At 75.1% G+C, this 12,845-nt stretch carries 13 protein-coding genes; 7 read left to right on the top strand and 6 right to left on the bottom strand.

Going from position 1 to position 12,845, the window contains the following annotated elements; genetic code table 11:
- Positions 1-5: 5 nt before the first annotated feature.
- Positions 6-926, bottom strand: a complete 921-nt coding sequence (locus ACQP12_RS25775) for an ACP S-malonyltransferase (RefSeq protein ID WP_433282677.1) — start codon at positions 924-926, stop codon at positions 6-8.
- Positions 927-1,004: 78 nt separating this feature from the next.
- On the bottom strand, positions 1,005-2,270 hold the full coding sequence (locus tag ACQP12_RS25770; RefSeq protein WP_313718871.1) for a PucR family transcriptional regulator: 1,266 nt from the start codon (positions 2,268-2,270) through the stop codon (positions 1,005-1,007).
- Between the two features lie 91 nt (positions 2,271-2,361).
- Between ACQP12_RS25770 and ACQP12_RS25765 the strand changes: the two genes are divergently transcribed.
- The 3 genes from ACQP12_RS25765 (at position 2,362) to ACQP12_RS25755 (ending at position 4,332) form a co-directional block, all read left to right on the top strand.
- Positions 2,362-2,907 carry an orotate phosphoribosyltransferase gene (locus ACQP12_RS25765; RefSeq protein ID WP_433282675.1) on the top strand — a complete coding sequence of 182 codons (546 nt, stop codon included), beginning with the start codon at positions 2,362-2,364 and terminating at the stop codon, positions 2,905-2,907.
- 129 nt (positions 2,908-3,036) lie between these two features.
- Entirely contained in the window at positions 3,037-3,369 is a 333-nt protein-coding gene (locus ACQP12_RS25760) for a hypothetical protein (protein ID WP_433282673.1), read from the top strand.
- Between the two features lie 36 nt (positions 3,370-3,405).
- Positions 3,406-4,332, top strand: a complete 927-nt coding sequence (locus tag ACQP12_RS25755) for an NADP-dependent oxidoreductase (protein WP_357939450.1) — start codon at positions 3,406-3,408, stop codon at positions 4,330-4,332.
- Positions 4,333-4,343: 11 nt separating this feature from the next.
- Here ACQP12_RS25755 and ACQP12_RS25750 read toward each other — a convergent pair whose 3' ends face one another.
- Positions 4,344-5,006: a hypothetical protein gene (locus tag ACQP12_RS25750; RefSeq protein WP_357939452.1), complete on the bottom strand. Its 663-nt coding sequence runs from the start codon at positions 5,004-5,006 to the stop codon at positions 4,344-4,346.
- Positions 5,007-5,228: 222 nt separating this feature from the next.
- On the opposite strand from ACQP12_RS25750, the gene ACQP12_RS25745 reads away from it, so the two are divergent.
- The 4 genes from ACQP12_RS25745 to ACQP12_RS25730 all read left to right on the top strand — a co-directional run bounded on the left by ACQP12_RS25745 (position 5,229) and on the right by ACQP12_RS25730 (position 8,675).
- On the top strand, positions 5,229-5,837 hold the full coding sequence (locus ACQP12_RS25745; RefSeq protein ID WP_433282671.1) for a copper resistance CopC family protein: 609 nt from the start codon (positions 5,229-5,231) through the stop codon (positions 5,835-5,837).
- A 128-nt stretch (positions 5,838-5,965) separates the two neighbouring features.
- Positions 5,966-6,925 (top strand): hypothetical protein, encoded by a 960-nt coding sequence (locus tag ACQP12_RS25740; protein WP_433282669.1) that lies wholly within the window; start codon positions 5,966-5,968, stop codon positions 6,923-6,925.
- A gap of 60 nt (positions 6,926-6,985) precedes the next feature.
- Positions 6,986-7,477: a hypothetical protein gene (locus ACQP12_RS25735; RefSeq protein ID WP_357939458.1), complete on the top strand. Its 492-nt coding sequence runs from the start codon at positions 6,986-6,988 to the stop codon at positions 7,475-7,477.
- A 148-nt stretch (positions 7,478-7,625) separates the two neighbouring features.
- Complete coding sequence (locus ACQP12_RS25730) at positions 7,626-8,675, top strand: ArsR/SmtB family transcription factor (protein WP_433282667.1); 1,050 nt, start codon at positions 7,626-7,628, stop codon at positions 8,673-8,675.
- Between the two features lie 42 nt (positions 8,676-8,717).
- Here ACQP12_RS25730 and gltX read toward each other — a convergent pair whose 3' ends face one another.
- The 3 genes from gltX to ACQP12_RS25715 all read right to left on the bottom strand — a co-directional run bounded on the left by gltX (position 8,718) and on the right by ACQP12_RS25715 (position 12,782).
- The gene (gltX, locus tag ACQP12_RS25725; RefSeq protein ID WP_433289453.1) at positions 8,718-10,088 is read right to left on the bottom strand and encodes a glutamate--tRNA ligase; all 1,371 of its coding nucleotides are present in this window, start codon (positions 10,086-10,088) and stop codon (positions 8,718-8,720) included.
- Positions 10,089-10,176: 88 nt separating this feature from the next.
- On the bottom strand, positions 10,177-11,454 hold the full coding sequence (locus ACQP12_RS25720; RefSeq protein ID WP_357939464.1) for an MFS transporter: 1,278 nt from the start codon (positions 11,452-11,454) through the stop codon (positions 10,177-10,179).
- On the bottom strand, positions 11,451-12,782 hold the full coding sequence (locus ACQP12_RS25715) for a GH1 family beta-glucosidase (protein ID WP_433282665.1): 1,332 nt from the start codon (positions 12,780-12,782) through the stop codon (positions 11,451-11,453). Before ACQP12_RS25715 ends, ACQP12_RS25720 begins: the two co-directional genes overlap by 4 nt.
- Between the last annotated feature and the right edge of the window lie 63 nt (positions 12,783-12,845).

Raw genomic sequence — 12,845 nt, 5'->3', positions numbered from 1 at the left:
CGGGCTCATGCGCTGTGCCGGGCGATCAGGTCCCGCGCGGCGGGCAGGTCGTCGGAGGTGTTGAGGGTGACGATCTCGGGCGCCCCCTCGCCCTTGAGCTCCCGCTTCACGAGGCCCGCCAGGGTCCCGGCCGGCGGCAGCTCGATGACGCCGGTGACGCCGAGGTCGGCCAGCGTGCGCATGCACAGGTCCCAGCGGACCGGGGCGGTCACCTGGCGGACCAGCCGCTGCACCATCTCCCGGCCGTGCGCGACCGGGGCGCCGTCCAGGTTGGAGAGCAGGGTGCGGGCCGGGTCGGCGGGGGTGATGCCGGCGGCCACCTCGGCCAGCGCGGCCTCGGCCGGGGCCATGTACGGGGTGTGGAAGGCGCCGGCCACCTTGAGCATGATGACCCGGGCGCGGGTGGGCGGTTCGGCGGCGAGCTTCTCCAGCCCGGCCACCGCGCCGGCGGCGACGATCTGGCCGGCGCCGTTGCGGTTGGCCGGGTGCAGTCCGTGCGCGTCCAGGGCGGCGAGCACCTCGTCGGGGTCGCCGCCCAGCACGGCGGCCATCCCGGTCGGCTCCAGCGCGCAGGCGGCGGCCATCTCCCGGCCGCGTACGCCGGCCAGGGTCACGGCCGCCTCGGCGGGCAGCACCCCGGCCAGGGCTGCGGCGCCAAGCTCGCCGACGCTGTGGCCGGCGACCAGGCCGACGTCGCGCATCGGCAGGTGCTCGGCGGCGAGCAGCGCGGCGGCGACCAGCAGCGGCTGGGTGCGGGCGGTGTCCTTGATCTCGTCCGCGTCCGCCCGGGTGCCCAGGTGGAGCAGGTCGACCCCGGCCAGCGCCGACCACCAGCGCAGGCGCGCCGCCGCGTCGGGCAGGTCGAGCCAGGGGGTCAGGAAACCGGGCTTCTGCGAACCCTGTCCGGGTGAGAGTACGGCGAGCACGTCTACGACTCTGACGGATACTCGCGGGTCGCGCTGTAACGCACGGCACCAAACCGCACTAGAAGGTTTGGAGGATACCTACAAAGATCGGCGCCGATCATCACCGGTCTGTGGCGTTTTGCCGGCTCCTGGGCTCATTGTCTGGCTCGGGACCGGTGCGACACCCGGTACCACCGGGTCCAGCCGGCCGACCGTCAGGGCCACCTGCAGGGTGAAGGCGTCGCGCGGCGTGAGCGGCGAGAAGCCGGCCACCTCGGCGACCCGCTTGAGCCGGTACCGGACCGTGTTGGGGTGCACAAAGAGGGCCCGGGCGGCGCTCTCCAGCGTGCCGCCGGCCGCGAAGAAGGCGTCCAGCGTCTCCAGCAGCTCGCCGCCCGCGCGGGCGAGCGGGGCGTACACGTCGTGACGCAGCCGGCGGCGGGCCTCGGCGTCGCCGGCCAGGGCCCGCTCGGGCAGCAGGTCGGCGGCGGAGACCGGGCGGGGCGCGGTCGGCCAGGCCGGCGCGGCCCGGAAGCCGGCCAGCGCGGCGCGCGCCGAGTCGGTCGCCTCGTCCAGGCTGGGCACGGCCGGCCCGACCACCACGGGGCCCTCCCCGAAGGCGGTAAGCAGCTTCTCCGTGGCCGCCACCGGGTCGGCCGCGCCGCCCAGCACGATGACCAGCCGGTCGCCGTGCACACCGCCGATCACCTCGACCCCGATCCGGCGGGCCTGCCGGTAGACGGTGTGCAGCACGGCGGCCACCTCACCGCCGGGGGAGCGGCCCACCGCCACCGCCACCGGCGGCGCGTCGGACCAGCCCAGCGCGGCCGCCCGGCTGGCCAGCACGTCGGGGGAGTCGCCGCGCAGCAGCGCGTCCACCAGCAACGCCTGCAGCCGGGCGTCCCAGGAGCCGCGGGTCTCGGCGGCGCGGGCGTAGACCCGGGCGGCGGCGAAGGCGATCTCCCGGGAGAAGCGCAGCACCGCCTCCCGCAGCAGCTGTTCCTCGCCCTTCACGGCGAGGTGCGACACCTGTTCCTCGACCACCTCGATGGTCACCTTGATCAGCGCCACGGTCTGCTGGAGGGTGATCGAGCGGGCGAGGGCCTGCGGCGCGGCGGCGAAGACCTCGTCCGACACCTCCTGGGTGCTGTCGGTCGCGCCGCCGCCCTGGTGCAGCCACTGCACCAGCGACCGGACGCCCGCCTGGGCGACCAGCATGACCCAGGAGCGCTGGTCGGCCGGCAGCTCCCGGAACCAGGGCAGCGTCTCGTCCATCCGCGCCACGCTGGCGGTCGACAGCGCGCCCGCCGCCCGCTCGATGCGGCGCAGCGTCGCCGACAGTTCGGTCCCGCCCGGTTCGCTCACGGCACCAGCCTGACACGCCCTGACCAGCACCTGCACTCCGAGGCCCGCCCGCCGGCCGGGCGCTGGCGGCCGGCGGTGACAATCATCTCCCGTGACCGACACCCCGCGCGCCCTCGCCGACCTCGCCCGCGACATCGACGCCACCTGCCGGCTCACCGGCCGGTTCGTGCTCCGTTCCGGCCGCACCGCCGACGAGTACTTCGACAAGTACCGGTTCGAGGCCGACCCGGTGCTGCTCGACCGGGTCGCCGCCGGCCTGGCCGGGCTCGTCCCGCCCGGCACCGAGGTGCTGGCCGGCCTGGAAATGGGCGGCATCCCGGTGATCACCGCGCTGGCCCGGCACGTCGGGCTGCCCTGCGCGTTCGTCCGCAAGACCGCCAAGGCGTACGGGACCGCCCGGCTGGCGGAGGGCGCGGACGTCGCCGGGCGGCGGGTGCTGGTGGTCGAGGACGTGGTGACCTCGGGCGGCCAGGTGGTGATCTCCACCGGCCAGCTCCGCGAGCTGGGCGCCACCGTCGACCACGCGCTCTGCGTGATCGACCGGGGCGAGGGCGGCACGGAGGCGCTCGCCGGGCACGGCATCGCGCTGCGCGCCCTGCTCACGCGCGCCGACCTGGACGCCGCCCGCCGCCTCTGACCCGTTCCGGTCCGCCGACGATCTCCGCGGGTACGCGCTGAACAGCCCGTCGGGCCCGGCCAGTACGGTGTCAGGGCACGTCGGGGTGATTACCGCCCGACGGGCGAAGGCGAACGTGAGGAGACCGGGATGGCGCACGGGGAGGCCGAGCACGGCTGCGCCCAGGGTGAGCCCTGCCGGCCGGGCCACCACGACCAGCCGGCGCCCGCCAAGCACCCGCGCCGGACGGGCCTGACCCATCCGGAGCCGGCCACCGGCTGGGCGCCCGAGCGGGCCGACGACGAGCCGCCGGTGCCCCGCCAGCGGGCCGCCGAGCCGGCGCCCCCGGCCGGGGGAGAGGCGGAGCCGGCTCAGGGCTGCCGCAGTGACCTGCCCGGTTGGGCGGGCGCGCACCGGCACGGCGCGGTCCGGCCGCGCAGCCGGGCGGTCCGCCGGGAGCGGCCCCCGCGCCGCTGGTGCTGACCCCGCGGCCGCCGTCCGGCGGCTAGCGTGGGCGGGGTGAAGGCGATCGCGATCGACGCGTACGGCCCGGTCGACCGGCTCACCCTGCGCGAGTTGCCCACACCGCCGGTGGGGCCGGACACGGTCCTGGTCCGGGTGCGGTCCGCCGGGGTGAATCCGGTCGACGGGAAGATCCGGGAGGGGCACCTGGCCGGCGCGATGCCGAGCCACTTCCCGCTGGTCCCCGGCTGGGACGCCGCCGGGGTGGTCGAGGCGGTCGGGCCCGCGGTGGCCGGGTTCACCGTCGGTGACGAGGTGATCGGCTACGTCCGGCGCGACGACGTGCAGCACGGCACGTACGCGGAGCTGGTGCCGGCCCCGGAGCGGTGCCTGGCCGACAAGCCGGTGCAGGCGTCCTGGGCCGAGGCGGGCGGGCTGCCGCTGGCCGGCCTCACCGCCTACCAGGCGTTGCAGCTGGCCCGCACCGGCGGAGGTGACACCGTGCTGGTGCACGGCGCGTCCGGCGGGGTGGGGCACCTGGCGGTGCAGCTGGCCCGGGCGCTCGGCGCCGGCCGGGTGATCGGCACGGCGAGCGAGGCCAACCACGACTTCGTCCGGTCGCTGGGCGCCGAGCCGGTCAGCTACGGCGACGGCCTGCTGGACCGGGTCCGCGCGGTCGCGCCCGACGGGGTGGACGTGGCGCTGGACCTGTTCGGCGGCGACGCGCTGGACGTCTCCGCCGAGCTGCTGGCCCGGCCGGCGCGGCTGATCTCCACGGCCGACCCGGAGCACGTCACCCGGCTCGGCGGCAGCTACGTCTTCGTGAAGCCGTCCACGGCCGACCTGAGCGTGCTGGCCGGGCTCGTCGACGCCGGCCGGCTCGCCGTGCACGTGGCCCGGACGTTCCCGCTGGCCGAGGCGGCCGAGGCGCAGCGCCTGGTGGCGGCGGGACACGTCCGGGGCAAGGTCGTGCTGGAGGTCTGAGCCCCCGCGGCTCAGCGGGTGCGGCGGCGCACCAGCAGCGCGATGCCGGCCAGCCCGGCGGTGATGACCACCATCACCCCGACGTTGAGCAGCAGCAGCCGCTGGAGCTCGCCGAGCGCGGCGTCGATGTCCTGCACCGGGTCGAGGGCCTCCTCCGGGATGACCCGCTCGCCGCCGCCGATGCCGCCGCTGAGCGTGTCGAACTGCCGCTCCAGCGGCACCCCCGCGGTGCGCAGCGTCTCGGACATGTTGAGCCGGCCGAAGAACCAGCCGGCCCGGGTCTTGCTCAGGTCGGGCTGCTTGGCCGGCCGGTAGACGCGCGGGCCGCCCTTGGCGAGCGGGTAGAGGTCGTAGGTCTTCGAGGCCGTGCCCGCGACGAACAGCACGATCGTGTACTTCGGACCGAGGTCCTTGGCCGCCGGGCCCCGCTGCTGGCCGCTGGCGCCCAGCCACTTGACCTGGTCGACGACCATGTTCACCTCGGCGGGCCGGGTGTCGGCGCGCAGTCGCAGCGGCTGGTCGAGCCGGTGGCCGGTGATGTCCACTCCGGCCGGTGCGAGCTTGGGTTTGGGCGCCGCCTGCGCCGGTGCCGCGCCGAGGAGGGCCAGCGAGCAGGCGCCCGCCACCACCATCCCGGCCACGGCCGCCAGCAGCCGCCTCACCTTCCTGACCATCGCCGCCTCCTCGCCCCGTTCGATGGGTGGCTTCCGCTGCAGGTCGCGCTGGATCGGCCGAGGGGTGGGCGCCGGGCGCGGACCGGCGTCCACCTCAAAGACTCCGCAGAACGGCGCTGGGTTGCACTCGCTGGAAGAGTATTTGGAACTATCTGCGATCTGCGACCGACCAACAGAGCGGCCGATGATCAGCGGCCGGATCGTACCCGGATGGAGGAGTTCATGGGGGGCAGGGTCATTCGTGTGGCGCGGGGCTGGTCGGTGGTGCTCGGGGTGGTGGCCGGGGTGTCGCTGCTGCTGCCGGCCGCGCCGGCGGCCGCGCACAACTCGCTGACCGGCAGCGATCCGAAGAACGGGGCGCGGGTGGCCACCGCGCCGAAGCGGGTCGAGCTGAAGTTCCTCGCCTCTCCGGCGCCCGCCACGACGAAGATCACCATCACCGGGCCGGACAACGTGCCGGCCGCCGGTGGCGCGCCGACCTTCGCCGGCAACCGGGTGAGCGTGCCGTTCACCCCGGGTGCGGCCGGCCTCTACATCGTGGCCTACCGGGTCGGCTCGGCCGACGGCCACCCGATCAGCGGGGAGATCCGCTTCACCCTGACCACCGGCACGGCCGCCGCGCCGCCGTCGGCGACCGCCACCCCGACCACCGCCGCCCCGACCACCGCCGCCCCGAGCACCCCGGCGACCTCCGCGGTGAGTCCCACGCCCGCCGCCGGCGAGGTCGACTCCGACGGGGGTACGGGCTGGCTGTGGGCGGTCGGGGTCGCCGTGGCGCTGGTCGCGCTGGGCGGCGGCCTGCTCCTGCGCCGCCGGTCCGCCCGCGGCTGACCCCGCGTACGGGACGGGTCCGCCGGTCGTTCGAGCCTGATCGAAGTCCCCTGTCCCGGCGCGCGCCCGATACCGAGGCTGTGTCCTGACGGGCGCATCCGGCGCCCCGGACGGCCGAGGTGGGTGTCATGACGGGTGGGTCGCGCCGGTCCCGGTCCTGGTGGTACGCCGTCGCGGTCCCGGCGGTCCTCGCGGTGACGGTCGGCGGAGCGCTGGGCGCCGGCCGCGACACGACACCGCCGCCCGGCGACCATGGCGCGGCCGGGCCGCAACCGGCGGCGACCGCGCCCGCCTCAGCCGCGCCGGCCGGGTCCGCCCCGGCGGCGGAGGTGCGGCACACCGCGACGCAGCTGCTGATCCGTGACTGCATGCGGCGCCGCGGGTTCCGCTACTGGCCGGTGCCCTGGCGCCCGGTGCCGGAGCTGCGCGAGTTCCCGTACGTCCTCGACGACGTGTCCTACGCCCGCCGCTACGGCTACGGCGGGGTGCTGGAACGCCGGTTCCAGGCGGCGATGGCGGCCGACCCGAACGCCCGGTACGCCCGGGAGCTGCCGCCGGAGCGCGGCGCGGCCGCCGTACGCGCCGTCAACGGCGACCCCGGCGAGCCGGACGCCCTGCGCGCGACGTTGCCGGCGGGCGGCGTGCTGCGCCGCAGCAGCCGCAGCTGCACCTCGGAGGCGGAACGCCACCTCTACGGCGACCTGCCCGCCTGGTACCGCGCCGCCAGGACCACCGACAACCTCGCCGGGCTGCGCGTCGGCCGGGTGCTCGCCGACCCCCGCTACGCCGCCGGCGTGACGGCGTGGCGGCGTTGCATGCGCGCTGCCGGGCACGAGTACGCCGACCCGGCCGCCGCCCGCGCGTCGGTGCCCGAACCGGCGTCCGACACCGTCCCGGCCGGCGAGGTCCGGCTGGCCGTGGCCGAGGCGACGTGCGCCGCGGAGACGGGACTCGGCGGCCTCGCCCGGCGGCTCGACGCCGAGCACCGGCGCGCCGTCGAACGGCAGTTCCCCACCGAGGTGGCCGACCGGCTCCGCCTCGAAGGCACCGCGCTGCCGCGTGCCCGTGCCGTGCTGGCCGGCGGCTGACACCCCCACGACGTCCGTGGCGGACCCGCCGCGGCAGAAACCCCAACGGGAGGAAACACCATGAGAGCAGTACGGGCCCTGCTGGCCACCCTGGTCGCGGTGCTGGCCGCGCTGGCCGTCACCGCCGCCGCGGCGCAGGCCGCGCCCAGGCCGGCGCCGCACGCCGACCCGCACCGCGTGGCGGCCGGCAGCGGCTACCTGTACGTCAGCCAGGACGCCTACTGGTCGGGCCGGTGGTGCTGGTGGTACAACGCCGACACCAACTGGGACACCATCAACGTCGCCGAGAACGCCAACTGCGACAACAACAACCGGGCCAGCATGCGCAACCTGGCGTCCTCGGCGTGGAACGACTCGAACAGCGGCCGGCCGGTCGCCCTCTACATCCACCCCGACTACACCGGCGCGTACGCCTGCCTGGGTGCCGGCGACGCCTGGGACGACCTCACCGGAGCCTGGTTCACCTGGGGCTCCAACCGCGACGGCTACATGCAGAACACCAACGACAACATCGCCTCCCACCGGTGGCGGTCGAGCTGCAGCGTCGGCTGAACCGTCGTGCCCCGCGGGGCGGCAGCTGTCTGGCTGCCGCCCCGTCCGGCCGTCGCACGCCGGTGTTCCAGACCGGTGAAGATGTCGATGTATGTCAATGTCGCAGACGAGACTGAGCGCGGCGGTCGATCTCGGAACACTGTGCGCCATGCGGACTCTGCGGATCCACTTCACGGCCGCGGACCTCAGCCGTACCCGGCTGGCGGTCCAGCCGGATCCACTGTGGGAGATCGTCTGCAGTCTGCACCGCCTGCAGACCCGTGCCGGCTACGCCGGATACGCGGGCTGGTACCGGCAGGTGCGCCGGGACCTGCAACGGGCCGGCCTCGTCCCGGTGGTCCGCGAACGGCTGCTGCCTGTCGCGCCGCTCAAGCGGTACTTCCCGGACTTCCTGACGCCCGGCCCGGTCGCCGACCTCGACGAGGGAATCGACCGGGTGCTCGGCACCCCGAGCCGGCGGATCCGCACCGAACTGGGGCGGATGGCGGCTCCGGCCAACGGCGCCTGGCTGGGGGACCTGGCCGCCGGCCGGGTCGCCGCCCTGCACGGCCTCGGCGACGTGCTGCGTGCCTACTTCCGGGTCGCGGTCGCCCCGTACCTGCCGCAGATCGGCGCCGCCGTCTCCGGCGACCGGGCTCTGCGCGGGGCCCGGGTACTCGATACCGGCGCCGGGCAGATCCTCGACGACCTGGGTCCGGACGTGCGCTGGGACCCGCCGGTGCTGTCCGTGAACGGCTACCCGGAGGACCGGGACATGCACCTCGACGGTCGGGGGATCGCGCTGATCCCGTCGTACTTCTGCTGGCATGCGCCGATCGCGCTGGCCGACCCCGAGCTGCCCCCGGCCCTGGTCTACCCGGCCCGCCGGCAGCGACCGGACCCGACGACCGGGCCGGCGTCACCGGCCGACCCGGAACGCCGCCTCGGCCCGCTGCTCGGCCACACGCGCCTGGCCGTCCTGCGGGCCACCGTCCGGGGCGCCACCACCGGCGAACTGGCCCGGCGCGCCGGCATCTCGCCGGCCACCACCAGCCACCACACCACCATCCTGCGCGAGGCCGGGCTCATCAGCAGCCAGCGGCACGGCAACCTCGTGCTGCACCGCCTCACCGATCTGGGTGAGACGCTGCTGGGCGACGTACCGCCGCGCCCGGGTGCGCCACCGGGTCTCGGCGGCGGCACCCGCGACGTCCGGTGAATCCGGGGTGCGAGGAGCGACGGCGGGCGCCTGTCGATCCGGTCAGAACAGGCGTACCCGGGCGGCCCGCAGCCGGGTCAGCGTGCGCTCGCGGCCGAGCACCTCCAGCGACTCGAACAGCGGCAGGCCGACGGTGCGGCCGGTGACCGCCACCCGGACCGGCGCCTGCGCCTTGCCCAGCTTCAGGCCGCGCTCCGCGCCGACCGCCTCCAGGGTGGACTTGAGCGACTCGGCGTCCCAGGACTCCAGCCCCTCGAACGCGGCGATCGCCGCGTCCAGCAGGTCGGCCGCGCCCTCCTTCATGGCCTTGGCCCAGGCCGCCTCGTCGATCAGCGGGTCGGCCAGGAAGAGGAAGTCGACGTTCGGCACGATCTCGCTGAGCACCGCGATCCGGGTCTGCGCCAGCGGGGCCACCGCCGCGAACGCGGCCGGGTCGAACTCGGCCGGCTGCCACGGCGGCGGGGCGATCGTGTCGGTGCCGGTCAGCCACGGCTGGCAGGCGGTGACGAAATCCTCGACCGGCAGCGCCCGGATGTAGTCCCCGTTGAACGCGCGCAGCTTCTTCTCGTCGAAGAACGCCGGGGAGGGGTTCACCTCCTCCAGCCGGAACTCCTCCTCGATGACGGACCAGGGCACGATCTCCCGGTCGCCGGAGGGCGCCCAGCCGAGCAGCATGAGGTAGTTGCGCATCGCCTCGGCGAGGTAGCCCTCGTCCCGGTACGCCTCCAGCGCGACCTTGTCGCGCCGCTTGGACAGCTTCTGCCGCTTCTCGTTGACCACCACGGGCACGTGCGCCCAGATCGGCGGCTTGACCCCGAGCGCGTCCCAGAGCAGCTGCTGCTTGGGCGTGTTGGGCAGGTGCTCCTCGGCCCGGATCACGTGGGTGATCCCCATGGTCATGTCGTCGACGACGTTGGCCAGCAGGAACACCGGCGAGCCGTCGCCGCGGGCGATGACGAAGTCCTCGATCAGCTTGTTCTCGAAGGTCGGCTCGCCGCGGATCAGGTCGACCACCACGGTCTCGCCCTCGTCCGGGGTGCGGAACCGCAGCGCCCGGCCCTCGCCGGGGCCGAGGCCCTTGTCGCGGTGGAAGCCGTCGTAGCCCTGGTACTGCGAGCCGGTGCGCGCCTGCACGTCCTCGCGGGTGCAGTCGCAGTAGTACGCCCGGCCGCCCTCGTAGAGCCGCTGCGCGGCGGCCCGGTGCTCACCCGCGTACGAGGACTGGAAGTAGGGGCCCTCGTAGCTGCCGCGCGCGATGCCGATCCAGTCGAGCGCGGAGAGGATGCCCTCGGTCCACTCGGGCTTGTTGCGGGCCGCGTCGGTGTCCTCGATGCGGAGCACGAACACCCCGCCCTGCTGCTTGGCGTAGATCCAGTTCTGCAGGGCCGAGCGGGCGCCGCCGACGTGGAACATTCCGGTCGGGGAGGGGGCGAAGCGTACACGTACCGTCACGTCCCCCAGCCTACGGCGGGCCGCGACCGCATTCCGGCAGGGGGCCGGTTCAGGGCACCGCCCTGATCTTCAGGACGAGGACGCTGCCGACCAGGGTGACCGCCGCCGTCACCGCGTACAGGGTGGGATAGCCGCCCAGGTGGACCACGATCGGGGCGGAGAGCGCCGGGCCGAGCACCTGCGGCGCCGAGTTGGCGATGTTGATCACGCCGAGGTCCTTGGCCCGGTCGGTGGCGGCCGGGAGCACCTGGGTGATCAGCGCGGCGTCGACCGCGAGGTAGACCCCGTAGCCGGCGCCGAGCAGCAGCGCCGCGACGATCGCCATGGGCCAGGTCGGGGCCACCGCGAGCAGCGTGGCCGCCACGGCCATGATCAGCCCGGAGACGATCACGAAGACCTTGCGCCGGCCCGAGCGGTCGGAGAGCCGCCCGGCCACCACGGCGGTGAGCATCATGCCGAGCGTGTAGAGCAGGATCAGCACCAGCAGGCTGCCCTCGGGGTCGGCCACCCGCACCCCGTCGGTGAGGAAGTAGAGCAGGTAGAGCGTGCCCAGCGCGTTGCCGGTCTGCACCAGGAACCGGGTGAACCAGGCCCAGGCGAAGTCGGGGTGCCGGCGCGGGCTGATCCACATCGAGGCGAGCAGCGTGCGCGCCCGCAGCGGCGACCGGTGTTCCCGGGGCAGCGGGTCGTCCTGGGTGAGCAGCGCGAACGGCAGGGACAGCAGCAGCACCGCGAGCGCGATGGCGGCGTACCCGGCGGCGTTGCCGGTGACCACGGCGGTGACCAGCACCGCGCCGAGCACCAGGCCGAGCGCCTGCGGGATGCCCACCCAGCCGGAGACGCCGCCGCGCTGCGCCACCGGCACCCGGTCCGGGATGGCGGCGGTGAGGCTGGCCAGCATGGCGTTGAAGCAGACCTGGGCGGCCACCCAGGCGACCGCCACCCCGGCGATGCTGTCCTGCCGGGCCAGCACCACCAGGAAGAGCGCGCCGACCACCGCGCCCGTGGCGGTCCAGACGTGCCGGCGGCCGAAATGCCGGTTCGCCAGCCGCAGCGAGGTCCGGTCGGACAGCGCCCCGGCGAGCGGGTTCGCCAGCACGGCGGCGAGCGCGCCGAGGCCGGTGACCACCGCCAGCATGGCTTCCTTGTCGCCCGGCGCGATCCGCTCCACCTGCTGCGGCAGCAGCACCTGGATCGGGGTGAAGAAGGCCATCCAGACGCCCAGGTTGGCCGCGAAGATCAGCGCGATCCAGCTCCGCCGCACCGGCACCGTCGGCTCGGCGAGCGCCGCCGGCAGCGAGGCCGGCGTCGGGTTGACGGTGGTCATCGACGGACCAGGTCCCGGAACCAGGCGTACGACGACTTCGGGGTGCGCCGCTGGGTCGCGTAGTCGACGTGCACCAGGCCGAACCGCTTGGTGAAGCCCTCGGCCCACTCCCAGTTGTCCAGCAGCGACCAGACGAAGTACCCGGTCACCGGCACCCCGGCGGCCATCGCCTCGTGCACCGCCCGCAGGTGCCCGTCCAGGTACGCGATCCGGTCCGGGTCGGCCACCCGGCCGTCGGCGTCCGGCACGTCGTCGTACGCGCAGCCGCTCTCGGTGACCTGGATCGGCGGCAGCGCCTCGCCGTAGCGGTGGTGGAGCTGGAGGAGCAGCTCGCGCAGCCCGTCCGGGGCCACCGGCCAGTCGAAGGCGGTACGCGGGTAGCCGTCCAGCGGCACCATCTCGAACGGCAGCGGCGAGTCCGCGTCGGCGGGGGCGCGGATGCCGGTCGGGTTGTAGTAGTTCACCCCGAGCACGTCGATGGGCGCGGCGATCACGTCGAGGTCCCCGGCGCGGACCACGGCCGGGTCGAGGCCCGGCTCCTCGGGGTAGCCGCGGCCGAGCAGCGGGTCGGTGAAGAGCCGGTTGTGCAGCGCGTCGTACGCCGCCCCGGCCGCCCGGTCGGCGTCGGTCTCCCCGGCCAGCCGCACCGGGGAGTAGTTGTTGGCGATGGCCACCGGGCTGGTGCTGCGGGCGCGCAGCGCGGCGACCGCGAGGCCGTGCCCGAGGAGCTGGTGGTGGGCCACCGGGAAGGCGTCGAAGAGCAGCAGCCGGCCGGGGGCGTGCGCGCCCGTGCCGTGCCCGAGGCTCATGTGGACGAACGGCTCGTTCAGGGTGATCCAGAGCTTCACCCGGTCGCCGAGGCGGGCGGCGACCAGGTCGGCGTACTCCGCGAAGCGGTGGGCGGTGTCCCGGTTCAGCCAGCCGCCGGCGTCCTCCAGGGCCTGCGGCAGGTCCCAGTGGAAGAGGGTGGCGACCGGGTCCACGCCGGCGGCGAGCAGGGCGTCCACCAGCCCGTCGTAGAAGTCCAGCCCGGCCGCGTTGGCCGGGCCGGCGCCGGTGGGCTGCACGCGGGGCCAGGCGATGGAGAACCGGTACGCCGACACCCCCAGCCCGGCCAGCAGCCCGACGTCCTCGGCGTACCGGTGGTAGTGGTCGCACGCCTCGTCGCCCGTGCTGCCGTCGACGATCCGGCCGGGGGAGTGGGCGAAGGTGTCCCAGATGGACGGCCCGCGGCCGCCGGCGGTGACCGCCCCCTCGATCTGGTACGCGGACGTGGACACCCCCCACCGGAAGCCGGCGGGGAACTCGGGCATCGGCGCGCTCGTCATTCGCCCTCCCAGAAACGCGAAGCGTGCTCGCGACTCTAGGGCTCGGGCGGTCGTCGCGCCATA

Origin of the sequence: Micromonospora sp. CA-244673 (genome assembly GCF_050948395.1) — a bacterium.
Lineage (GTDB): Bacteria > Actinomycetota > Actinomycetes > Mycobacteriales > Micromonosporaceae > Micromonospora.
This window is presented reverse-complemented; position numbering and strand designations above follow the sequence as displayed.